The 24,542-nt window shown below is 42.7% G+C and carries 20 protein-coding genes and 1 other RNA gene; 14 read left to right on the top strand and 7 right to left on the bottom strand.

From position 1 onward, the window contains the following. Positions 1 to 37: 37 nt before the first annotated feature. From clpP to PSI15_RS08995, 7 genes are all read left to right on the top strand, one after another. Positions 38 to 661, top strand: a complete 624-nt coding sequence (gene clpP, locus PSI15_RS09025; protein WP_045968942.1) for an ATP-dependent Clp endopeptidase proteolytic subunit ClpP — start codon at positions 38 to 40, stop codon at positions 659 to 661. Between the two features lie 150 nt (positions 662 to 811). Beyond that, on the top strand, positions 812 to 2,083 hold the full coding sequence (gene clpX / locus PSI15_RS09020; RefSeq protein WP_273583246.1) for an ATP-dependent protease ATP-binding subunit ClpX: 1,272 nt from the start codon (positions 812 to 814) through the stop codon (positions 2,081 to 2,083). 205 nt (positions 2,084 to 2,288) lie between these two features. Then, the gene (gene lon / locus PSI15_RS09015) at positions 2,289 to 4,643 is read left to right on the top strand and encodes an endopeptidase La (protein WP_273583245.1); all 2,355 of its coding nucleotides are present in this window, start codon (positions 2,289 to 2,291) and stop codon (positions 4,641 to 4,643) included. Between the two features lie 257 nt (positions 4,644 to 4,900). Next, positions 4,901 to 5,176 carry a nucleoid-associated protein HU-beta gene (hupB, locus tag PSI15_RS09010; RefSeq protein WP_273583244.1) on the top strand — a complete coding sequence of 92 codons (276 nt, stop codon included), beginning with the start codon at positions 4,901 to 4,903 and terminating at the stop codon, positions 5,174 to 5,176. Positions 5,177 to 5,350: 174 nt separating this feature from the next. After that, entirely contained in the window at positions 5,351 to 7,231 is a 1,881-nt protein-coding gene (gene ppiD, locus PSI15_RS09005) for a peptidylprolyl isomerase (protein ID WP_273583243.1), read from the top strand. 148 nt (positions 7,232 to 7,379) lie between these two features. Beyond that, the gene (locus PSI15_RS09000; protein WP_273583242.1) at positions 7,380 to 7,766 is read left to right on the top strand and encodes a ComEA family DNA-binding protein; all 387 of its coding nucleotides are present in this window, start codon (positions 7,380 to 7,382) and stop codon (positions 7,764 to 7,766) included. Between the two features lie 148 nt (positions 7,767 to 7,914). Continuing rightward, positions 7,915 to 8,322, top strand: a complete 408-nt coding sequence (locus PSI15_RS08995) for an acyl-CoA thioesterase (RefSeq protein WP_273583241.1) — start codon at positions 7,915 to 7,917, stop codon at positions 8,320 to 8,322. Positions 8,323 to 8,434: 112 nt separating this feature from the next. On the opposite strand, the gene queC is transcribed toward PSI15_RS08995, so the two are convergent. Next, entirely contained in the window at positions 8,435 to 9,133 is a 699-nt protein-coding gene (gene queC / locus PSI15_RS08990; protein WP_273583240.1) for a 7-cyano-7-deazaguanine synthase QueC, read from the bottom strand. Between the two features lie 32 nt (positions 9,134 to 9,165). After that, a complete protein-coding gene (locus PSI15_RS08985; protein ID WP_273583239.1) occupies positions 9,166 to 10,218 on the bottom strand; it encodes a PLP-dependent cysteine synthase family protein in 1,053 nt (350 codons plus the stop codon). Positions 10,219 to 10,340: 122 nt separating this feature from the next. On the opposite strand from PSI15_RS08985, the gene PSI15_RS08980 reads away from it, so the two are divergent. The 5 genes from PSI15_RS08980 (at position 10,341) to amtB (ending at position 16,166) form a co-directional block, all read left to right on the top strand. Further along, entirely contained in the window at positions 10,341 to 10,811 is a 471-nt protein-coding gene (locus PSI15_RS08980; protein ID WP_045968961.1) for an Lrp/AsnC family transcriptional regulator, read from the top strand. A gap of 56 nt (positions 10,812 to 10,867) precedes the next feature. Next, a complete protein-coding gene (locus tag PSI15_RS08975; RefSeq protein ID WP_273583238.1) occupies positions 10,868 to 12,616 on the top strand; it encodes a SmdA family multidrug ABC transporter permease/ATP-binding protein in 1,749 nt (582 codons plus the stop codon). Then, the gene (locus PSI15_RS08970) at positions 12,600 to 14,378 is read left to right on the top strand and encodes a SmdB family multidrug efflux ABC transporter permease/ATP-binding protein (RefSeq protein WP_273583237.1); all 1,779 of its coding nucleotides are present in this window, start codon (positions 12,600 to 12,602) and stop codon (positions 14,376 to 14,378) included. The genes PSI15_RS08975 and PSI15_RS08970 overlap by 17 nt, the downstream gene beginning before the upstream one ends. A gap of 156 nt (positions 14,379 to 14,534) precedes the next feature. Then, positions 14,535 to 14,873 carry a P-II family nitrogen regulator gene (gene glnK / locus PSI15_RS08965; RefSeq protein WP_045968966.1) on the top strand — a complete coding sequence of 113 codons (339 nt, stop codon included), beginning with the start codon at positions 14,535 to 14,537 and terminating at the stop codon, positions 14,871 to 14,873. 12 nt (positions 14,874 to 14,885) lie between these two features. After that, the gene (amtB, locus tag PSI15_RS08960) at positions 14,886 to 16,166 is read left to right on the top strand and encodes an ammonium transporter AmtB (protein ID WP_273583236.1); all 1,281 of its coding nucleotides are present in this window, start codon (positions 14,886 to 14,888) and stop codon (positions 16,164 to 16,166) included. 78 nt (positions 16,167 to 16,244) lie between these two features. On the opposite strand, the gene tesB is transcribed toward amtB, so the two are convergent. Then, the gene (gene tesB, locus PSI15_RS08955; RefSeq protein WP_273583235.1) at positions 16,245 to 17,102 is read right to left on the bottom strand and encodes an acyl-CoA thioesterase II; all 858 of its coding nucleotides are present in this window, start codon (positions 17,100 to 17,102) and stop codon (positions 16,245 to 16,247) included. A gap of 649 nt (positions 17,103 to 17,751) precedes the next feature. Here tesB and ffs point away from each other — a divergent pair. Then, positions 17,752 to 17,848: signal recognition particle sRNA small type (ffs, locus tag PSI15_RS08950), an RNA gene on the top strand. An 88-nt stretch (positions 17,849 to 17,936) separates the two neighbouring features. Here the strand turns inward: ffs and PSI15_RS08945 are convergent. The 4 genes from PSI15_RS08945 to PSI15_RS08930 all read right to left on the bottom strand — a co-directional run bounded on the left by PSI15_RS08945 (position 17,937) and on the right by PSI15_RS08930 (position 23,549). Continuing rightward, on the bottom strand, positions 17,937 to 18,140 hold the full coding sequence (locus PSI15_RS08945; protein WP_045968972.1) for an HHA domain-containing protein: 204 nt from the start codon (positions 18,138 to 18,140) through the stop codon (positions 17,937 to 17,939). Between the two features lie 47 nt (positions 18,141 to 18,187). After that, the gene (gene tomB, locus PSI15_RS08940; RefSeq protein ID WP_045968974.1) at positions 18,188 to 18,556 is read right to left on the bottom strand and encodes an Hha toxicity modulator TomB; all 369 of its coding nucleotides are present in this window, start codon (positions 18,554 to 18,556) and stop codon (positions 18,188 to 18,190) included. Between the two features lie 629 nt (positions 18,557 to 19,185). Beyond that, on the bottom strand, positions 19,186 to 22,335 hold the full coding sequence (locus PSI15_RS08935; protein WP_273583234.1) for an efflux RND transporter permease subunit: 3,150 nt from the start codon (positions 22,333 to 22,335) through the stop codon (positions 19,186 to 19,188). Between the two features lie 14 nt (positions 22,336 to 22,349). Further along, positions 22,350 to 23,549: an efflux RND transporter periplasmic adaptor subunit gene (locus PSI15_RS08930; protein ID WP_273583233.1), complete on the bottom strand. Its 1,200-nt coding sequence runs from the start codon at positions 23,547 to 23,549 to the stop codon at positions 22,350 to 22,352. A gap of 141 nt (positions 23,550 to 23,690) precedes the next feature. On the opposite strand from PSI15_RS08930, the gene acrR reads away from it, so the two are divergent. Then, a complete protein-coding gene (acrR, locus tag PSI15_RS08925; protein WP_148886028.1) occupies positions 23,691 to 24,338 on the top strand; it encodes a multidrug efflux transporter transcriptional repressor AcrR in 648 nt (215 codons plus the stop codon). Positions 24,339 to 24,542: the final 204 nt, after the last annotated feature.

Here is a 24,542-nt window from a genome sequence, read left to right as displayed (position 1 = left end):
TGAATGGCACCAGCGTGAGTTCTATTAGGAGACGGAAATGTCATACAGTGGCAAGCAAGATCAATATGCACCTAACATGTCTTTGGTGCCGATGGTGGTTGAACAAACAGCACGTGGAGAGCGTGCATTTGATATCTACTCCCGCTTATTGAAAGAGCGTATTATTTTTCTAACTGGGCCTGTTGAAGATCATATGGCGAACTTGATCGTTGCCCAAATGTTATTCTTGGAAGCAGAAAACCCAGAAAAAGATATTCATTTATATATCAACTCACCAGGTGGGGTTATTACGGCAGGTATGTCTATTTATGACACGATGCAGTTTATCAAACCTGATGTGAGTACTATTTGTATGGGACAGGCCTGTTCAATGGGAGCATTCCTGCTGACCGCTGGCGCACAAGGGAAGCGTTTTTGTCTGCCAAATTCCAGAGTTATGATTCACCAGCCACTGGGTGGTTTCCAGGGACAGGCGACTGATATTGAAATTCATGCGCAGGAAATACTCAAAGTTAAAGCTCGTATGAACGAATTGATGGCAAAACATACCGGACAATCACTTGAGAAAATCATTGGAGATACAGAACGCGATCGTTTCTTGTCAGCCGAGGAAGCTGTAGGATACGGATTGGTTGATAGTATTTTCACTCAACGTAACTAATTATTAATAATTACTTTATTACTCCGATGCTAGCCTTTCTCTAAGCGTTTCTTGATGTTGACGCTAAACGAATCGGAGTGGAGTAATGACAGCGTTTTTTCTGTTATGCCAGACAAACTGGGATAACAGTTCATAAAGTGAGGTTGACTGATGACAGATAAGCGCAAAGACGGTTCAGGAAAGCTGCTGTATTGCTCTTTCTGCGGGAAAAGCCAACATGAAGTACGGAAATTAATCGCTGGCCCGTCAGTGTATATCTGCGATGAATGTGTCGATTTATGTAATGATATCATTCGCGAAGAAATTAAGGAGCTAGTACCACATCGTGAGCGTAGCGCATTGCCTACTCCTCATGAAATTCGCCAACACTTGGATGATTATGTTATCGGCCAGGAAACAGCGAAAAAGGTGTTAGCAGTTGCGGTTTATAACCATTACAAGAGACTACGTAATGGTGACGCCACTAACGGTGTGGAACTCGGCAAAAGTAATATTCTGTTGATTGGCCCGACAGGTAGCGGTAAGACGTTGTTGGCCGAGACATTAGCTCGCTATTTAGACGTTCCGTTTACGATGGCTGACGCCACGACATTGACCGAAGCAGGTTATGTTGGGGAAGATGTAGAAAATATTATCCAGAAACTTCTGCAAAAATGTGACTACGACGTGCAGAAAGCACAACGTGGTATCGTGTATATTGATGAAATAGATAAAATTTCCCGTAAGTCTGATAACCCTTCAATTACTCGTGATGTCTCGGGAGAAGGGGTTCAACAGGCCCTGTTGAAACTGATTGAGGGCACTGTGGCGGCGGTTCCACCTCAAGGTGGCCGTAAACACCCACAACAGGAATTTTTGCAAGTTGATACTTCCAAGATCCTGTTTATCTGTGGCGGTGCGTTTGCTGGTTTGGATAAAGTTGTCAGCCAGCGTTTGAATATCAGTTCAGGTATTGGTTTTAGTGCTAAAGTTAGTGGTGAATCGGAGAAAGCAACAGAAGGTGAATTGCTGTCTCAGGTTGAACCGGAAGATTTGATCAAATTTGGGTTAATTCCTGAATTCATCGGCCGTCTGCCCGTTGTAGCAACGCTGACTGAACTTAATGAAGAAGCATTGATTCAAATCCTACAGGAACCAAAAAATGCGCTGACGAAACAGTATCAGGCCCTGTTTAACCTTGAGGGTGTTGAACTGGAGTTCAGAAAAGAAGCACTGACTGCCATAGCGAAAAAAGCCATGGCGCGTAAAACGGGTGCTCGTGGTCTTCGTTCAATTGTTGAAGGTGTTTTGCTGGATACAATGTACGATCTGCCATCGATGGAACATGTAGAGAAAGTTGTTGTTGATGAAACGGTTGTCGAAGATAACTCCACACCATTATTGATATATAGCAAGCCGGATGCCCAAGTTTCTGGTGAGTGAAGAAATGGGGTAGGAAGTGCTGATTATCAAGACGCATTGAAAAAACAAATGAGGGGTTCTCCCTCATTTTGTTTTTTGCAGACATAGGCTATTGAATGTCAGATTCCTGTCCCCATATATTTTGTATTCTTTGAAGTGAAACTCGTGAAAACCGTGTTTCACGAGATTCCTAAAACTGGCGAAAGCTAAACGAAGAGAGAGCTCTATGAATCCTGAGCGTTCCGAACGCATAGAAATCCCTGTATTGCCTTTGCGCGATGTAGTGGTTTACCCACATATGGTGATCCCTCTGTTTGTTGGGCGTGAGAAGTCGATTCATTGCCTGGAAGCAGCAATGGAGCATGACAAACAAATCATGTTGGTCGCGCAAAAAGAAGCATCTACTGATGAACCGGGAGTCAATGATCTTTTCTCCGTAGGGACAGTGGCTTCTGTGTTACAGATGTTAAAATTGCCAGATGGCACAGTAAAAGTTCTGGTTGAAGGCTTGCAGCGCGCTCGTATTACCACGTTGACGGATAATGGCGAATATTTTTATGCGCAAGTTGAGTATCCTGAATCCTCTGACGTTGATGAACGTGAGCAAGAAGTTCTGATAAGAACAGCGATTAATCAGTTTGAAGGTTATGTCAAGCTGAATAAAAAAATCCCACCGGAAGTATTGACATCGTTGCACAGTATTGAAGATGCGGCAAAATTGGCAGATACCATCGCTGCACATATGCCTTTGAAAATAAACGATAAACAGGCAGTTTTAGAAATGTCTGATATTGTTGAACGCATCGAATATCTGATCGCCATGATGGAATCAGAAATCGATCTGCTACAGGTAGAAAAACGTATCCGCAATCGCGTTAAAAAACAGATGGAAAAAAGCCAGCGCGAGTACTACCTGAACGAGCAAATGAAAGCGATTCAGAAAGAATTGGGTGAGATGGATGATGCACCTGATGAATATGAGACGCTGAAACGCAAGATCGAAGACGCGAAGATGCCAAAAGAGGCGCATGAAAAAGCCGAAGCTGAGTTGCAGAAATTAAAAATGATGTCTCCGATGTCAGCCGAAGCAACGGTTGTTCGTAGTTACATTGATTGGATGGTGCAAGTTCCTTGGGTTGCACGTAGCAAGGTAAAAAAAGATTTAGTCAAAGCTCAGGAAGTGTTGGATATCGACCATTATGGTTTGGAACGCGTCAAAGAACGTATTCTTGAATATCTTGCGGTACAGAGCCGTATTAGCAAGCTCAAGGGGCCAATACTCTGCTTGGTAGGGCCTCCTGGTGTGGGCAAAACCTCATTGGGTCGTTCTATCGCCCGTGCAACTGGGCGTAAATATGTGCGTATGGCATTGGGTGGCGTACGTGATGAAGCGGAAATCCGTGGTCATCGTCGTACCTATATTGGTTCAATGCCAGGCAAATTAATCCAGAAAATGTCCAAAATAGGGGTTAAAAATCCACTGTTCTTATTGGATGAAATTGACAAAATGTCATCCGATATGCGTGGTGATCCCGCTTCGGCATTGTTAGAAGTGCTTGATCCTGAACAAAACGTCGCATTTAACGATCATTACCTTGAAGTTGATTACGATCTCTCCGATGTCATGTTCGTGGCAACATCTAACTCCATGAATATCCCTGCACCATTGTTGGATCGTATGGAGGTTATTCGTCTATCGGGCTATACCGAAGATGAAAAATTGAATATTGCCAAACGTCATCTGTTGCCGAAACAAATTGAGCGTAACGCCCTGAAAAGAGGCGAACTGACTATAGATGATGGTGCAATCATTGGCATTATCCGTTACTACACTCGTGAAGCTGGCGTTCGTAGTTTGGAGCGTGAAATCTCTAAATTGTGTCGTAAGGCGGTCAAAGGATTACTGATGGATAAGAAACTTAAGCACATCGAAATCAATGCGGATAATTTGAAAGAGTATCTGGGTGTGCAGCGAGTGGATTATGGCCGTGCTGATACCGAAAATCGAGTTGGACAGGTAACAGGTCTGGCGTGGACAGAAGTTGGTGGTGATTTGCTGACAATTGAAACAGCCAGTGTACCGGGTAAAGGTAAATTAACTTATACCGGCTCATTGGGCGAAGTAATGCAGGAATCGATCCAGGCAGCATTGACCGTCGTTCGGGCTCGTGCGGATAAGCTGGGCATCAGCGCTGATTTCCATGAAAAACGTGATATCCATGTTCATGTTCCGGAAGGGGCAACACCCAAAGATGGCCCAAGTGCAGGGATTGCAATGTGTACTGCACTGGTTTCCTGTCTGACGGGTAATCCTGTTCGTGCTGATGTGGCCATGACGGGGGAAATTACTTTGCGTGGCTTAGTTCTGCCAATCGGTGGCCTGAAAGAGAAATTACTGGCGGCGCACCGTGGGGGAATAAAAACGGTTGTAATCCCGGATGACAATAAACGAGATCTGGAAGAAATCCCACAGAATGTGATCCAAGACTTAGAGATCCATCCCGTTAAGCGTATAGAAGATGTTTTATCTATTGCGTTGCAGGAACCCGCATTTGGCGCAGAAGTTGTATCGCTAAAGTAATATCAGCAAGATAGTGCAAAAATAGTGAACTAACTCAAGAACTGTACATAAAATTCAGGTTGGTGAGTCAATTCAGACTTGCCAGCCTTTTTTTGTGTCATTAAGTTAGATTAGTCTAATTATCTGATTAAATATTTTGCTGTTCTAGGATTTCTTGCTAATACTGGAAAGGGTTGATATGACGGCATAACTGTCGTGTTATCTGTCATAAATCAGTTTCCGTTACGATAGTAAAACTAAAATGGGGATGAATAAGAGTGAATAAATCACAACTGATCGACAAAATTGCTGCTGATGTCAACATTTCTAAGGCAGCAGCAGGACGTGTAGTAGATGCATTCATTTCTTCAGTATCTGGTGCATTGAAAGGCGGCGATGATATCGCTTTAGTGGGGTTCGGCACGTTTACTGTGCGTGAGCGAGCTGCACGTACAGGGCGCAACCCTCAGACAGGTAAGGAAATCAAGATTGCAGCAGCAAAAGTACCTGCTTTCCGGGCTGGAAAGGGTTTAAAAGATGCCGTTAATGGTTAATGAACAGGAAACAGGCTCTGGTTCTTGTTATAGCGATAAACTTCAACTGACTAGCCCATATTGATCGGCTAGAATATAAGCGCATCAATTGATTGGTGCGCTTTTTTTCTCTTAACGTTTGAATTAGCGTAATATGACAGTTTCTTTTTCACTAAAGCGGAGTTTTACGTCTTTATGATGGACAACCTACGCACGGCGGCGAACGGTCCTGTGCTCAAAATTGTGTTGGCTCTAATTATCCTGACTTTTTTGCTGACAGGTGTAACTGGTTACCTGTCCAGCGAAAGTGGTAGTTATGCTGCCAAAGTGAATGGCCAAACCATTAGTCGTGCTCAACTGGAGCAGGCATTTTTGCAAGAAAAAAATGCTCAACAGGAGAAGCTGGGTGATGAATTTTCAACTTTGTTAAGCGATGAACAAAGGCTACAACAGCTTCGGCACCAATCATTGGAGAAACTTATCAATGTGACCTTGATTGAACAATATGCCCGTAAGCTGGGTTTATCAGCGAGCGATAATCAGGTTGCACAAGAGATACGTAATCTCCCGTTTCTCCAGACTGACGGCCAATTTGATAACAAAAAGTATCAGGAATATTTAAACTGGCTTGCCCAATCAAACGTCAGCCTTGATAGTCTGGCAGAGCAGATTCGCCAGGAGCTGATTAATCGTCAATTGCAGCAAGCTGTTATCGGTGCGGAAATTGCGTTACCGACAGAAATAAAACAGCAAGCAGCCTTACTTTTTCAAGAAAGAACAGTGCGTTTTGCCACTCTTGAATTGAAATCAATTGAAGAGAAGCAAACAGTGACTGATGAAGAGCTGAAAAACTATTATGACGCGAATAGTCAGCATTTCACTGTGCCGGAAAGAGTGAAAGTCAGTTATATCAAAATGGATGCAGAGAATGAACTGAATCATGTCACTGTATCTGACGCTGATATTGAAAAGTATTATAAAAATAATCTGGCAAAATACACTAAACCTGAACAGAAGAAGTATAGCCTTATTCAACAGGATTCAGACGCTGCCGCTAAATCGGTTTTGGATGAGTTAAAAAAAGGAGCTGACTTTAGTCAATTGGCATCAGAAAAATCGACCGACAAATTTTCTGCTCAAAAGGGCGGTGATCTGGGTTGGATGGAAGAAAGCGCTCTGCCGAATGAGCTTAAATCAGCGAATTTGACCCAGAAAGGGCAACTTTCAGAAGTGATCAAATTATCTAATGGATATGCCATTTTCCGTTTGGATGATATTAAACCTCAGGAAGTCAAGCCACTGGCGGATGTGCGTTCGGAAATAGAACAAATTGTTAAGCAGGAAAAAGCAGTTGATGCATTTTATGTATTACAGCGAAAAGTCAGTGATGCCGCCGCGAATGACAATGAATCGTTGGCAGCAGCAGAAAAAGCGGCAGGTTATCAGGCCGTGACCACTGACTGGTTTGATCGCGATCATGTTCCGGCTGACATTAATTTCAATCAAGTTGTTCAGGCGATTTTCTCTGGCAATTTGATTGATGGTAAAGGGGCGACAGGCGTTAACTCTGATGTCATTTCGGTTGAAGGTGACAGAGCCTTTATTCTGCGTGTTGATGATGTTAAACCGGAGACTATTCAAACGCTTGAACAGGCTAAATCTGAGGTGACTGAGTTGGTGAAACGCCAAAAAGCGGAAAAACAGCTTCAGATTGAAAGTGAAAAACTACTGGCTGATCTGAAAGAAGGTAAAGGTGAACAGGCACTGAAATCAGCAGGAATTCAGTTCGAGCAGCCTACTGTGATAAAACATCTGTCACAAACTAATCAGGCTATCGATGTGGCATTCACTTTACCGCATCCTAAAGAGGGTAAGCCTGTCTATGGATTAGCCCAAGATGAATTGGGTAACGCTGTGCTTATCCAATTGGATAAAGTTGTTCCGGGATTGGTTACAGATGATCAGCTCAAGCAATATATGATGGGTTATCAATACCAGACAGGTAATATTATGTTGGAATCACTCATCATGAATTTACGTGATGATGCGGATATTAAGTTTGGTCAACTTGAATAAAATTGTGAAGCTGCTCGCATCTATTTTTGCAAAATCGTAATTGAAAAAGGCCACTTTCGTGGCCTTTCGCATATCTGAATCTTGCCTGTTGCTCAGAAATATTGTTGTGGCAATCTTTCCTTCACCAACAAAACATGGAGAGATTTACATGAAATATTTAAGGATATTATTCAATTCATTTGTTATGGCATGGTTTTTTAGCATACCGCTATCCCATGCAGCTACAGCTAATGAACCTACTGATAAAATAGTGAAACAACCTGTTGGTCAATATAAAGACAAAGCCACTATTGAAAACGGTCAGGTAAAAGAGGGAGGGGAACCGCAGATACAGGGCAAGGAGCTTGTTAATATTAATACTGCAAATGCCGAACAGTTAGCGAAGGAACTCAATGGAGTGGGAGTGAAAAAAGCACAGGCGATTATTGAATATCGTGAGAAATATGGCCCTTTTACCGCAATAGATCAATTACAGGAAGTTCAAGGTATTGGACCTATGTTTATAGAAAAAAATCGGGATAAATTAACTTACTAAGTGTTAGGCCCTCTTGTGAATTCGCAGCAGTTTTATCAAGGGGGCTGTGATATTGATCAAGAATTATTCATTAAACCTTATTGTAATTAAATTGTTTTGCTATTGTTGTTTTTTGTCTGGTCGGATGAGCGTAAGGAAAGAAATAGCAATGAGCACAATGATCAAAGTCAGGGGCTATCATATTGATATTTTTCAGCATGTGAACAACGCCCGCTATTTGGAATTTATGGAAGCAGCCCGTTGGGATTTACTGACTGAAAATAACCTGTTGGCATGGTTAAATCGTAAAAATATTGGTTTTGTTGTGGTGAATATTAATATTAATTATCGTCATCCAGCCGTGATTGCGGATGAGCTGGAAGTGAAATCTTCGATACAGGAATTACGCAACAAAAGCGGGACATTTTTTCAGGAAATCATACGCAGGAGTGATAATCAAATTATTGCAGATGCTTTAACGACATTTGCCTGTATTGACTTAAAAACGCAAAAAGCATTAGCTTTAGAAGGTGAGTTACGAGAAAGAATGGAACCATATAAGAACAAGGCCGGATAACTATACCTGCCGTACTTAAGATATTTATTATCGCCCCGCGGCGCGGGGTGATAATAAGCGCCTTTTGTCCTGCGAGCCGCACTTGAAGTTTATAGGGTATAAAACGTTCTGACTAACTGAGATGTGTTTTGGATTTCATGTCTGACATAATAGTTTGGGCATTGCTTAAATAATGAGTTAACCCTTTAGCCCTGAGATGGCAGGCAGCGCATTCACCGCATCCATCACCCTGAATACCGTTATAACAAGTCAGGGTTTGATTGCGGACAAAATCCAATTTTTGATAATAATCTGCCAGTGCCCAAGTTTCCGCTTTGTTTAACCACATTAGAGGAGTTTCGAAACGAATATTGCGGGCAATGCCAAGGTTGACAGCTTTGTTGAGAGCCTTGACAAATTCATCACGGCAATCCGGATAGCCTGAAAAATCGGTTTCACAAACGCCGGTAATAACGGCTTCAGCCTCAACTTGATAGGCATGAATTGCCGCCAGAGTTAAAAATAAAATATTACGGCCGGGCACAAACGTACTTGGGAGGCCACTTTTTTCACTTTCACTGAAATCGGGTACGGGAATATTGTCCCTTGTCAGGCTACTGATTGCGAGCTCATTTAATAAAGTCACATCAAGTACTTTGTGGGCAGCGGCGCCCAATTCTTTGCTTATATGACAAGCCACATCAATTTCAGCACGGTGGCGCTGTCCATAATCAAAGGTGACACAGTGAACTTCGTCATATTGGCGAAGTGCCTGAATTAAACAAGTGGTGGAATCCTGCCCACCACTGAATACAACAACGGCTCGTTTCATGATACCTGCCTCTGTAAATTGAAGGAGATATGTTACTCATAACCGTTTAACTTGGGTAGTTGTGTGAGATATTGAGAGATGTCACCGATATTATTGCGAACCCACTCTGGGTTGTAATAAGTATCAAGGTAACGCTCTCCACTATCACAGAGTAATGTCACAACTGCCCCTTGTTGGTTGTTATCGTGCATTTGCCTGGCGAGTTGTAAAGCTCCCCAGACGTTAGTTCCCGTTGATGCTCCGGTTTTTCTGCCAATTAGTTTTTCAAGCCAATAAATGGTAGCAATAGTGGCAAGATCAGGAACTTGGATCATGTCATCGATAACCGAGGGAATAAAAGACGGTTCTGCGCGTGGGCGGCCAATGCCTTCTATTTTGCTGCCAATACTTCCGTAAATATCACGGCGATTCTGGTGGTAGCAATCGTAGAAGACGGAGTTTTCTGGATCGACAACAATAAGTTTAGTGTTATATCCCTTATAGCGGATATAACGGCCGAGTGTCGCCGATGTGCCACCGGTTCCTGCACTCATCACAATGTAAGTGGGTTCAGGAAAAGGCTCTAGCTGCATCTGGCGGAAAATACTTTCTGCAATATTGTTGTTTCCTCGCCAGTCAGTTGCTCGTTCGGCGTAGGTAAATTGATCCATATAATGGCCATTCAGCTCTTTTGCCAGACGCTCTGATTCTTGATAAATCAAGGCAGAATGCTCTACAAAATGGCATTGACCGCCATAGAACTCAATTTCTTGAATTTTGCGTTTAGCGGTGCAGGAGGGCATGACCGCAATAAAAGGTAAACCCAGTAAGCGGGCAAAATAAGCCTCCGAAACAGCAGTGCTGCCAGATGAGGCTTCAATAATAGGGGTTCCTTCCTTAATCCAGCCATTAGTGAGTGCATACAGGAACAGGGAACGGGCAAGCCGATGTTTAAGGCTACCCGTGGGGTGGGTGCTCTCATCTTTTAGATAGAGGTGAATACCCGGAAACATAGGAAGGTTAAGACGAATGAGATGTGTATCAGCACTGCGTTGATAATCAGCTTGGATAGCTTTTATGGCATTTGTAGCCCATAAAGACGACATAAATTGACCCTGAATAATAATACCGTAGTGGTATATAGATTACCCTTACATTCAGAGAAATAGATTGTTATTTTTCTGAGATTATCCGTTATATTTGGGAAATATTTCTACAGGATTTAGATATGCTAGACAAAATAGACCGTAAGCTACTGGAACTGCTGCAACAGGACTGTAGTCTATCCCTGAATGCACTGGCTGAAGCCGTGAATTTAACTTCGACACCTTGCTGGAAGCGTCTCAAGCGACTTGAAGATGAAGGTTATATTGTGGGCAAAGTTGCCTTGTTAAATGGGGTAAAACTTGGCCTGAGTTTGACAGTGATAGTGATGATTAAAACTCAGCAACACAACAGTGAATGGTATGAACAGTTTGTCTCCTTTATAAAAGAGATGCCAGAAGTCTTAACATTTTATCGCATGGCAGGTGAATATGATTACCTCATGCATGTAGAAGTTGTTGATATGAAAAGTTATGATCGTTTCTACAAGCGTATGGTAAATGGGGTTTCTGGTTTGATTGATGTCACCTCTAACTTTGCTATGGAAAAGATAAAATATACAACGGCGCTGCCAATCCCAGATTCAGTAACATAAAGATCTTTTTGGTCGGTAGGTGCTAACTCTTTCATTTTTATCTCAGGAATAGGTGTGTGAGATTATTTTCACAATTAAGCTGGTATTTTATTAGGGAATGGCGGCGTTATTTGGGTGCTGTTATTTTCCTCGTTTTGATTGCAGTGCTGCAACTCATTCCTCCCCGTTTGGTCGGGGTTATCGTTGATGGCATTAGTACAAAAACCATGACGTTGAGTCAACTCACCATGTGGCTGGGGTTAATGCTATTTATTGCGTTGGCAATCTATGGCTTGCGCTATGTTTGGCGTGTATGGTTGTTCGGTGCTTCTTATCGGCTGGCTGTTAAGCTGCGTAGTGACTTCTATTGGCGTTTGAGTAGCCAGAATCCTGAATTTTATTTGCGCCATAGGACAGGTGATCTTATGGCTCGCGCAACAAATGATGTTGACAGGGTTGTTTTTGCAGCAGGTGAGGGAGTGCTTACTCTAGTTGATGCTTTAGTCATGGGATGCGCTGTCCTCATTGTAATGAGTGTGGAGATCAGTTGGCAATTAACCTTGTTATCACTGTTGCCCATGCCCATTATGGCCTTGGCAATTAAACATTATGGTAATCAGCTTCATCATCGTTTCAAATCTGCGCAAGGCGCATTCTCTGTCCTGAATAATCATGCGCAGGAAAGTTTGACAAGTATCCGTATGATAAAAGCGTTTGGACTGGAGAAGTTGCAATCTAATCAGTTTGAAGAAGTTGCCATTGATGCCGGGCGTAAAAATATGCATGTCGCACGTGTAGATGCACGTTTTGATCCCACCATTTTTATCACTGTCGCGGTTGCAAACCTGTTGGCTGTCGGTGGTGGGAGTTGGATGGTGGTGCATGGGATCATGACTCTTGGTGAACTGACCAGTTTTGTGATGTATCTGGGATTGATGATCTGGCCGATGTTGGCACTGGCATGGATGTTTAACATCGTTGAGAGAGGGAGCGCTGCTTATACGCGTATCCGCAGCTTGTTGGAGGAGCCACTGGTCACTGAAGATGGAACATTGTCTTTGTTTTCCAATCGGGGAAGTTTGCAGGTAAATATCAACACCTTTACTTATCCCCAAAGTGATCGTCCTGTTTTGCAGGGTATCCATTTCCAGCTAGAGCCTGGGCAGTTATTGGGGCTTTGCGGACCAACGGGGGCAGGGAAAAGTACGCTATTAGCTTTGTTGCAACGGCAATTTGATGTCACTGATGGAGGCATTCTTTTTCAGTCAAAAAATATCTCTACTCTCCGAATGGAAGAGTGGCGTTCGCGATTAGCTATTGTTAACCAGACACCTTTTCTGTTTTCAGATACGGTAGCAGGTAACATTGCTTTAGGTCGGCCCGATGCAACCCAAGAACAAATAGAAGAAGTCGCGCGTTTAGCTAGTGTACATGATGATATTTTGCGCTTGCCTCAGGGGTATCAAACGGAAGTAGGAGAGCGCGGTGTGATGCTTTCTGGCGGGCAAAAACAGCGTATATCCATTGCCAGGGCCTTGTTGCTGAATACGGAAATTTTAATCCTTGATGATGCGCTGTCTGCCGTTGATGGGCACACGGAGCACCAGATTATGAAAAATCTCAGTCAATGGCGGCAACAGCGCACGGTTATTATCAGTGCACATCGGCTATCGGCATTAACGGAAGCAGATAATGTTTTGGTTATGCAACATGGCACGATTGCACAGCAGGGCCAGCATAAGCAGCTTATTGCTCAATCAGGTTGGTATTCAGATATGTACCATTACCAACAATTAGAAGCGGCATTGGATGGGGAAAATGACTAAAACTCATATCAATAAGCTATGGCCATCATTAAAGCGCCTGCTTGCTTACAGTAAAAATTACCGCAAACCAATGCTAATTGCTGTATTGATGTTATGGGTTGCTGCATTGGCAGAAGTGAGCGGACCTCTGCTTGTGAGTTATTTTATCGACAATATGGTAGCAACGGGGAATTTACCGCTTGATATTGTTGGTGGGCTTGCCGTCGTATTCTTGGTTTTGCAGCTTATTTCTGCTGTCTTACATTATTATCAAACATTATTTTTTAATCAGGCATCTGTGGCCGTGGTGCAGAAACTTCGTACTGATGTGATGAACTCAGCATTACGTCAGCCATTAAGTGCTTTTGATAATCAACCTGTTGGACAACTGATATCCCGCGTAACAAATGATACTGAGGTTATTAAGGATCTGTTTGTTAATGTGATCCCGGCTGTGTTTCGCTGTGTTGCACTGATTGGTGCCATGCTGATAGCCATGTTTGTTTTGAATTGGCGTATGGCATGTGTTGCGATCATGATATTTCCAGCGGTCTTGCTTGTCATGGTGATCTATCAACGTCTTAGCACCCCGATAGTTAGGCGGGTTCGCGGTTATCTGGCTGATATTAACGATGGTTTCAACGAAGTCATTAATGGCATGACGGTGATTCAGCAGTTTCGTCAGCAAGCCCGTTTTGGTGAGAAAATGTTGGCGACCAACCGAGCACATTATCAGGCCCGTATGCAGGCTTTACGGTTAGATGGCATTTTGTTGCGGCCATTATTGAGCTTCTTTTCTGCCGCAATATTGTGTGGTTTGCTCTTATTATTTGGCATCAAAGGCACTGAGGTGATTGGTGTGGGTGTCCTGTACGCCTTTATTAACTATCTTGGCAGGCTGAATGAGCCACTGATTGAGTTGACTTCACAGCAATCAATATTGCAGCAAGCCGTGGTTTCAGGAGAACGGGTTTTTGAACTGATGGATAGCCCGCAGCAGCAATATGGCAATGATTTGCGGGCATTAGAGAGTGGTAGCATTGAGATTGAAAACTTAAATTTTGCTTATCGCAGTAACAAACTTGTCCTGAGTGATATTAACCTGCATGTTCCTCCACATGGATTTGTGGCTTTAGTTGGGCATACCGGAAGTGGGAAAAGCACGCTGGCCAATTTGATTATGGGGTACTATCCGTGGCAAGACGGTGAGATTTATCTTGATGGGCGCCCTATTTCTTCGCTTTCTCATGCAGTGTTACGTAATGGGGTGGCGATGGTGCAGCAAGATCCTGTCGTTCTGGCAGCTTCATTCCTTAACAACATCGCGCTAGGGCGGGATATCAGTGAAGAGAAAATATGGGAAGTGCTGGAATTGGTTCAATTGGCTGAATTTGTTCGTGATTTGCCGGATGGTTTGAATTCTGTCTTGGGGGAACAAGGGAATACACTTTCCGCAGGCCAAAAACAGCTTTTGGCAATGGCCAGGGTTTTAGTTCAAACGCCACAGATCCTTATTTTGGATGAGGCAACCGCGAATATTGACTCTGGAACAGAGCGAGCAGTACAGAAAGCGCTGGGAATGATCCGCAAACAGACGACATTGGTAGTGATCGCCCATCGCCTTTCAACCATAACTGAAGCTGATTCCATAGTAGTGCTACATCGTGGTGCAATTGTCGAGCAAGGCCAGCATCAACAGCTACTGGAAAAGCACGGGCGCTATTATCAAATGTATCAACTCCAGCAAGTTGGAGAGACTTTGAATGAATCGGTGCACGCTTAGTGTGCATATAAGGGGACTGAAGTCTTTTCTGTTCCCTTTTTTATCCCTTCTTTAGAAATATTTTTCGATAACAACTTGATTACCTATTATTTTTAACTTCTGGCATATCCCTTGCAAATATCCCCTTGTGCAAACGTCGCAAAAAACGGGGGAAATATGAAACTCATCACCATTATCATAAAGCCATTTAAACTGGAGGAAGTTCGGGAAGCACTTGCTGATATAGGGATACAAGGTATGACTATAACCGAAGTAAAGGGATTTGGCCGCCAAAAAGGCCATTCTGAACTTTATCGTGGCGCTGAATACAACGTTAATTTTTTGCCCAAAGTCAAAATTGATATTGCTACCCATGATGAAAAAGTTGAAGAAATTATCCATATTGTTCAGCAGACTGCTTTCACTGGGAAAATGGGGGATGGAAAGATTTTTCTCTTTGAATTACAGCATGCGGTTCGGATCAGGACGGGTGAAACGAATGATGCTGCACTGTAAGTGGAGGAAAAAATGAAGAAGAAATTTTTATTCTTAGCGTGTATTGCGGCCAGTTTTCCTTCATTTGCTTTTGCCGTGGAAAATAATCTCAATAAAGCAGACACCGTATTTATGTTGGTTAATACAGTACTTGTCCTTTTTATGACAATACCCGGCATCGCTCTGTTTTATGGGGGATTACTACGCAGCAAAAATGTTTTGTCATTGATGTCACAGGTGATTGTCAGTTTTTCATTGGTTTGTGTGCTTTGGATTATGTATGGGTACAGCATGACCTTTGAGACAGGCAACTCTTTTTGGGGCGGTTTTGGTCAGGTAATGTTGAAAAACATATCCATAACTGATCTAAATGGTAGTTTCTATCAGTTAATTCACGTTGTTTTCCAGGGCGCATTTGCATGTATTACTGTTGCCTTAGTGGTGGGTGCTTTATGTGAAAGAGTTCGTTTTTCCGCACTGCTGATTTTTAGTGCACTATGGCTGACTGCATCTTATATCCCTATGGCGCATATGGTGTGGGGCGGCGGCTGGCTGGCTAAGGATGGCGCTTTGGATTTTGCTGGTGGGACGGTTGTTCATATTAATGCGGCAGCGGCAGGATTGGTTGGTGCTCATTTACTTGGCAAGCGTTCTGGTTTCGGACGGGAAGCCTTTAAACCTCATAACTTACCCATGACTTTTATTGGCACAGCGATCCTTTATATTGGATGGTTTGGTTTTAATGTGGGCTCCGCGGGTGAAGTAAATGCTATCGCAGCGCTGGCACTGGTGAATACGATGGTAGCAACGGCAGGAGCAGTGTTGTCATGGGTTTTCTGTGAGTGGTTATTTCGCCAGAAACCTTCACTTTTAGGGGCATGTTCTGGGTGTATTTCGGGCTTGGTGGTCATTACACCTGCTGCTGCAACAGTGGGTATTGGTGGCGCATTAGTGATGGGATTGATTGCAGGTATTGCAGGCCTATGGGGGGTAGTCATACTGAAGAGATGGTTACGGGTTGATGATGTTTGTGATGTGTTTGGGGTACATGGCGTATGTGGCATCGTCGGTTGTGTATTGACCAGTGTTTTTACTGCATCCACTTTAGGGGGAACAGGGTTTTCTGAAGGTATGACAATGTTAAGGCAGCTTGGTATTCAGGTGATGAGTATCTTGGTCTGTATCGTTTGGTCATCAATCGCGGCTTATATCTCGTTTAAGATCGCTGATAAGTTGGTTGGACTACGCATGAGTATCGAATCAGAAAGGGAAGGACTTGATATTACTTCACATGGCGAAAGCGCTTATAACTGAGCACTGTTATAAGCGTGAAGATAGGTGTTCCGTGCCGTAGTAACTTTCTGTTATTACGGCATACAGTATTGATTCAATTCATGACAGTTTGCGGATGACGCCTTCCTGAACCGCAGAAGCGATAAGCACGCCTGCACGATTATAGATATGCCCACGAACAAAACCACGGGCACCTGATGCTGACGGGCTTTCGATTGAATAGAGTAACCAATCATCCATATTGAAAGGGCGGTGATACCACATTGAGTGGTCAATGGTTGCTATTTGCATATTTTTTTCCATGAATTTTACGCCATGGGGCTGTAATGCCGTGGGCAGGAAGTTGAAATCTGAGGCATAACCCAACAAACAATGATGAATAAGTGGATCATCCGGCATTTTTCCGTTGCTACGGAACCAAACATAGCGCACAGGGACTTGGGATGAATGGTTGGGTAGATTTTGCAGAGGAACGAGTTTCATCTCCAAGGGAGGGACAGAAAAAACTTTTTTTAATTTTGTCGGGAGTGAGTTAGCCATTTTTTTTATAATTTCCTCTTGAGATTCTAACTCTTCGGGAGGGGGAACCAGAGGCATAGTATTTTGATGTTCAAAACTCTCTTCATGTCCTTGAAAGGATGCTGTCATGTAGAAAATAGGATGACCATTTTGTATTGCGCTGACGCGGCGGGCACTGAAACTTTTCCCATCACGTAATATTTCAACATCATAAACAATGGGCTTATGGCTATCCCCTGGACGTAGAAAATAGCTATGAAAGGAATGGATCATTCTGTCATTCACGACAGTTTGTTTTGTTGCATATAGCGCTTGGCCTATGACTTGCCCGCCGAAAACCTGAGGGAATCCTAAGTCTTCACTTTGTCCCCGGTAAATGCCTTCTTCTATTTTTTCCAGATGTATCAAGTTAATTAAGTTTTGTAATGTCTGGCTCATAACATGCCTTTACTTTTAAGCGTGTTTAAATAAATTCCCATAATAGTGAGAGGTTGCGATCTTGTTCCGCGCGCCGCGCGGGATAAGATTTACGCCTATCATTTTGAAATGCTATTTAAAAAGTATGAACGAAAGATTATGGATAATAAGTTTTTATTTATTTGAAAATAAATGGATTAAGTTGTAAATAAAATTATCTTTGGTTTTTATTTTAGATGTGAATTATCACTGTTAATTTTATCAAGGCTTATCAAATAATGCGAATGTATTGTCTTTTGGTTATTTATTGATTTATATGGTTATTTTTATTTTGAATGATAAAGGATGGGAAGGTTAGTATTTTGCTTAAGTTGAAACTGTAAAATTGTGTGGTGTTTATATGATATGGCAATGATTCATTAATATTGTTAAATATATTTATTATTGCATCTGTTTACTGCTTATTTACTATATGATATGAGCGATAACTTGAAAAAGTTGAAAATAACCCGGAGATTGGAAAAATATTAGATTTGACACCATTTTTGATGTTTTTTGCCACATTGTGGGTAATAAAGCAGCATTCAGATGAAGTTGCCTTGCTATTTTATTATGTTTGAAAGATAATAACCCCCGCTTCGAAATTTGAAGCTAACGTCAATGGGGGCTCTGCTGGTTCTCCCGCAACGCTAACTTGTTAACTTGGTCAGGTCTGGAAAGAAGCAGCCATAGCAAGGGATGTGTGTGCCGGGATGTCGCTGGTAGAGCCCTCACCAATTTCAAGCTTATCAGTAGCTTATGCTGTCAGCCGATAATAGCTACCGGCTTAGTCACTTTCTATCTGAACTCTACAGTTTAGCGGACAAATTTCCAAACAGATGATGGGATTTTATCATAGAGTTTATTCATAGTCAGTTCAGCTAAACGGTGATCAGCTGCGGAGTAGAACAATTCAAGTTCATCAGCCGAAAGCTCATATTTATTTTTTTCAATTACACGTTCCAGTGTCTCAATAGAAGTGCATTTTCTCAAACGCATCAGATAGTCAGTTTTAGTCATGGTCGCCTTATCTTATTTAGTATAAAAAATAGTTAGAAATATATTTATCAGATTTTGCTTAGAGCAGCGTTCAAATCATGTAACAGAATGTTAGTTAAGTGTTCGTTTGTTTTTTGCCATTTTGTAAGTTCAAGAAAGCTTATCTTATCACTTCCAAATAAATTATATGTTTCATCTAGATAGTTATCAATTAAGGTACTCAGCGTGTAGTTATCTGAGTATTTAATTTTAAAGCTCCAGACAAAAGCTGCAATGTGTTCAATCAATTCGTTTAGTTTTAAACTTTTCTCGGAGGTCAGGTCGTGAATCCAATGATTATCAGTGCGATTCAGGACTGAAAACGCCTCATGAATTAAATTTTCACATAAGTACTTTAATTCAGCAACATCATGCCTTCTTGGTGAATATTCATCCATAATCACCTCCGTAAACGACAACAGTTTATTTGAACTAAGGCTTTATACATGCTAATTATTATAGTCATTCTTTTAGAATAGAGCTTATCAAAACATGATTATTATTTATTAATATTAAAGCCCTATTTTGCGTATCTGCCAACTGGGTTTTTTAACAATGGCTATTTTACGCTTGGTTATGACTAAAACGCTTAGTTCTGGCAAGTGCTAGCATTCTACTGTGAAACTGTGGAGAGTAGCGATATCTACATATGCTGTAAATATATTAAGTTACACTAATACAGTAAAGGCTGTAGCAATAGCACAGAAGTCATTATAGGCGATTGTATTGCGACTTTCAAAATCAATGTGGCGCCATTATTACATATGTCACCATCGAGATGGAACACTTTTTACCATTAAAGGTGTAATCCAGAGAAAAACAAGGAAAGTTACCAAGTTATCTTCTGCTTATTATAAAAAAACAGGAAGATGTTACCTTTTAAACTTAACCTGTCTTTCATAAGTATTTATTTTAATTAGACTATGTTCGAATTTTAATGCAGGCATTGTAACTTGTAATTTACTGTTTGAAGTGTTTTTACCCATTTAAAAAGGCCACATAAGTGGCCTTTTTAGTATAGTTGAATTTAGTGAGGTGTTGAAATGTGTTCAAGCTCCTCATTTTTTTTCGTAAACCGCCGCTTAATGACAACGAAAAATACAGGAACGAAATAAATTGCCAACGATGTAGCGGCAATCATACCCCCCAGTACCCCTGTTCCTACGGCATTTTGCGCACCTGAACCTGCGCCATTACTCAATACCAAAGGCATAACCCCAAGCATAAAGGCTAAAGAAGTCATTAGGATTGGGCGTAAACGCATCCTGGCCGCCTCAAGAGTCGCTTCTATTAATCCCTTGCCCTCTTTTTCTATCAAATCCTTAGCAAACTCTACGATCAGGATAGCGTTTTTCGCTGACAGCCCGATGGTCGTCAATAAGCCAACCTTAAAGTAAACGTCGTTATCCAGCCCACGTATTGATGTTGCCAGCAAGGCACCAATAACGCCCAGAGGAACGACCAGCATGACTGAGAACGGAACAGACCAGCTTTCATATAACGCTGCCAGACAAAGGAACACAACAATCAATGACAGTGCATATAGCGCTGGAGCTTGATTGCCAGACAGACGTTCTTGATAAGACATGCCGGTCCAGTCATAGCCAATGCCAGCAGGTAACTGTGATGCCAGTTGCTCCATCAGGGCCATTGCGTCACCCGTACTTTGCCCAGGAGCGGCTTCGCCCACAATTTCCATGGAAGGGAGACCGTTATAGCGTTCCAGACGTGGTGAACCATAAACCCACGGCTCTTTTGAGGCATCGATGAACGCAGAAAACGGCACCATTTGCCCATGATAGTTACGAACATACAAGTTACTGATATTGCTTGGCAACATACGGTAAGGGGCATCAGCTTGAATATACACTTTTTTGACCCTGCCACGGTCGATAAAGTCATTGACGTAAGCACCGCCAAACATCGTGCTCAGGGTTGAGTTGATATTTGTTGTGGACACGGCCAGCGCTTCTGCTTTTTCCTTATCGATATGCACACGATATTGTTGGGTATCATTTTGCCCATTGGGGCGGACACTCGTCAGCATATCGGGATGTTGTGCAACCATACCCAGCAATTGGTTGCGTGCTTCTGTCAGTGCTGCATGTCCCAGGTTTCCTTTGTCAATCAACTGGAAGTCAAAACCGCTGGAAGAACCCAATTCGACAATTGAAGGAATATTAAATGCAAAGACGAGACCTTCCTTGATTTGGGCAAAACTCGTATTTGCCCGACCAACAATGGCCGGAACCTTGTCTTTGGGATCTTTGCGTTGATCCCAATCTTTTAAGCTGATAAATGCCAGACCCGTATTTTGCCCCAGACCACTAAAACCAAAGCCATTCACTGTGAATACAGCTTTAACAACGTCTTTCTCTTTGGTATAGAAGTAGTCATTGATGTGGTTCAATACCTTTTGTGTCTGTTCCTGAGTTGAACCAGGTGGCAATTGAACCATGGCCAGTAAAACCCCTTGATCTTCTTCTGGCAGGAAGGAGGAGGGCAGATTATTAAATATCCAGGCCATGCCAGAGAGCAACATGACATAGATCACCAAGTAACGTCCTGTACCCCGTAACATTCGACCGATGCTATCAGTATAATGATGTGTGCATTTTTCAAACAGATGGTTAAACCAACCAAAGATTCCGGTTTGAGCTCCGTGGCTGCCTTTGGCTACAGGTTTGAGCATTGTGGCACACAGAGCAGGGGTCAGGATTAAGGCTACCAGTACAGACAGGATCATTGCTGAAACGATTGTGACTGAGAATTGGCGGTAAATTGCACCTGTTGCACCGCCGAAGAAGGCCATGGGTACAAATACAGCCGAAAGTACCAGCGCGATACCGACCAGCGCTCCTTGGATTTGCCCCATCGATTTCTTGGTGGCTTCTTTCGGTGAAAGCCCTTCTTCCTGCATGACGCGTTCGACGTTTTCCACCACAACAATAGCATCATCCACGAGCAGACCGATGGCAAGTACCATAGCAAACATGGTTAATGTATTGATGGAGTAGCCAAACGCGGCAAGAATGGCAAACGTACCCAGCAGGACAACCGGAACCGCAATCGTTGGGATAAGCGTGGCGCGGAAGTTTTGCAGGAACAGGTACATGACGATAAACACCAACAGAATGGCTTCTGCTAATGTTTTCACCACTTCGAAAATAGAAATTTTAACGAATGGTGTGGTGTCATAGGGATAGACAACCGTCAGCCCATGCGGGAAGAAAGGCTGCATTTCAGCCAGTGCTTCTTTGACAGCTTTGGAGGTATTCAATGCGTTGGCACCCGTTGCCAGTTTGATCCCAATCCCTGCTGCCGGTTTACCATTGAAGCGCCCAATGATACTGTAATCTTCAGCACCCAATTGAACGGTAGCGACATCATGCAAGCGAATTTGTGAACCATCGGGGTTCATGCGCAGCAAAATGTTGCCAAATTCCTCCGCTGAATTCAGGCGGGTTTGTGCGATGATCGACGCATTTAAACGCTGCCCCGGAACCGGAGGCGTTCCGCCTAATTGCCCGGCGGCAACCTGATTGTTCTGTGCCTTGATTGCACTAATAACATCCTGAGTGGTGATTTTATAGTTGAGCAGTTTGTCCGGATTGAGCCAGATACGCATGGCATACTGTGTACCGAAGAGCGTTGCTTCACCCACTCCAGTCACACGACTCAATTTATCTTTGACACTGGCACCGACATAGTCGGCGATGTCATCTTGAGTCATGGAACCATCCTGAGAGATGAAGCCGGCCACCATCAAAAACGAGCTGGTGGTTTTATCAACAGTCACACCTTGCTGCTGGACTTCTTGAGGCAGTAGTGACATTGCCAATTGCAGTTTATTTTGTACCTGAACTTGCGCGGTATCCGGATCGGTGTTCGCTTCAAAGGTCAGCATGATATTCATACGACCCGCAGAGTCACTGCTGGAAGACATATACACCAGATTATCGATGCCGTTCATGTTCTGTTCAATAACCTGTGTTACAGTATTTTGTACAGTTGTTGCATCAGCTCCTGGGTAAACTGCTGAAATGGAAATGGCGGGTGGAGCAATTGCAGGGTATTGCTCCACGGGTAATTTCATGATTGCCAGCAGGCCAGATAGCATGGTGATAATGGCTATTACCCACGCAAAAATTGGCCGTTCGATAAAAAACTTAGGCATGAATCACCGACTCCTTATTGAGGCTTTTTTACGGACTCAGCTTGATTAGCCGTAGGACTGGCATTCAGATCTGTTTCCGTTGGCTTGACCGTTATTCCTGGTGCTATTTTCTGCAACCCGGTGACGATGACTTTATCTCCGGTTTTCAGTCCGTCTGTCACCAACCACTTATTACCAATTGCCTGAGTAGCGTTGATATTGCGCAATTCTACTTTGTTATCTTTATCGACAATCAGTAGGGTTGCCTGACCGCGAGGTGTTCTGGTCACGGCTTGCTGAGGAACCAAAATTGCATTTTTGCGTACACCTTCTTCTAACTTGGTGCGTACAAACATACCCGGAAGTAATTCTTCATTCGGGTTTGGGAACACAGCACGCATAGTGATAGAACCTGTTGTTTCGTCAACCGTCACGTCAGAAAACTCAAGATAACCTTCTTGACTGTATTCTTGGCCGCTATCTGTTATAAGACGGATTTTGGTTTTTTTGCTCTCTTTTTGAACAGTTCCTTTGGCAATTTCATTTTTGAAGCGCAGATAGTCTTCGCTTGATTGAGTGATATCAACATAGATAGGATCTAATTGCTGAACAATCGTGAGAGCTGTTGGCTGACCAGCAGAAACCAGGGCGCCTTCTGTGACGGTGGACTTACCTGCACGCCCAGAAATAGGGGATGTCACTTTGGTGTATGCCAAGTTGATTCTGGCATTTTCCAATGCAGCCTGAGAGGACTGAACATCTGCTTTTGCCTGCGCATATTCTGAATTTGCTTTATCAAATTCCTGCTTACTCACATATTGTGTGCCTAGCAAGGATTGATAACGTTCAACGGTTAAGCGGGAAACATTCTCGTTGGCTTGCGATCTGGCCAGACTTGCTTTGGCTTTACTGTATTCTGCTTGATAAGTTGCTGGATCTATTTGGTATAACGACTCTCCGGCAACAACATCACTTCCTTCTTTGTAGTTACGTTTCAGTATGATGCCGCCGACTTGGGGACGAACCTCGGCAACACGATAAGCTGATGTACGGCCGGGTAATTCAGTGATAACCGTGAGAGGTTCTGTTTTCAGCGTTACGATACCCACTTCCGGAACAGGCTGGCCAGCCGCCCCTTGCTGTGTATTTTTATTGTCATTACATCCTGAAAGAATGAAACTGCCTGAAATCACCAGTAATGTGGCCAGAGGCAAAACTCCCCTGTTCTTTCGCATAAGTAAACCTCAATTTTTCAATATTGATTCTCTAATCTAACAAGTGAAATCATTACTTCATTGATTAAGGATGCTATAGTACAAACATACATGAATGTATGTAAATCAGCCTCAGTCAAAAACAAAGTTTATGGCACTAAAATGGCACGAAAAACTAAACAACAAGCAAATCAAACTCGTCAGCAAATCATAGATGCTGCAATAAAGACTTTTTCTGAGCGCGGTGTTTCTGCTACCTCACTCTCTGATATCGCAACGGCCGCAGGTGTAACGCGCGGAGCCATTTACTGGCACTTTAAAAATAAAACCGATCTACTTTCTGTTATTTGTAGAATGCCAGAGCATAAAATAGACGAGCTAGAGAAAGAGTATCAATCAAAATATCCTGATAATCCACTTATTACATTGAGATATTTATTAATTTCTACGTTACAAATGATGATTGATGATTCTCAGATTCGTCAATTAATAGAAATTTTTTTCCATAAATGTGAGTTTGTTGGAGAAATATCTCCATTAATAGCGGAAATTAGGGAGAAATGTATTTCTGATGATCAGAAGATTGAAAAAATGTTGAAGGCTTGTATTCAATCTGGGGAGCTGCCCTGCAATCTCGATTTCAAACGTTCTGCTATCATGTTGAGAGCATTGATGACAGGAACACTGGAAAACTGGTCATTCTCACCAGACAGTTTTAATATTCAAGAGCAGGCCGTTCACTTGGTGGATAGTTTCATTGATACACTCAAATACAGCCACCATTTGCGCAATAGCGAAAAAAACGAATAGTGATGAGTAGATGAGTTCATGGTTTCAGTTAACCGATACTTGATGGTTTTACTCAATAAGGGGAGTTTGTCTAACAAATTCTCTACGATATTGTTTTTTCGCTTTGTGTTGATGGTAGGTTTGGTTTTTCTCCTGTCCCCGGTCTTTTTTTCTGCCAATGCGGCTGCCAGTGGTGATGTTCCAACCCGTAATGATATTCAAAAC

It is taken from the genome of Xenorhabdus sp. PR6a (assembly GCF_028599065.1).
In the GTDB taxonomy this organism is placed as follows: domain Bacteria; phylum Pseudomonadota; class Gammaproteobacteria; order Enterobacterales; family Enterobacteriaceae; genus Xenorhabdus; species Xenorhabdus doucetiae.
This window is presented reverse-complemented; position numbering and strand designations above follow the sequence as displayed.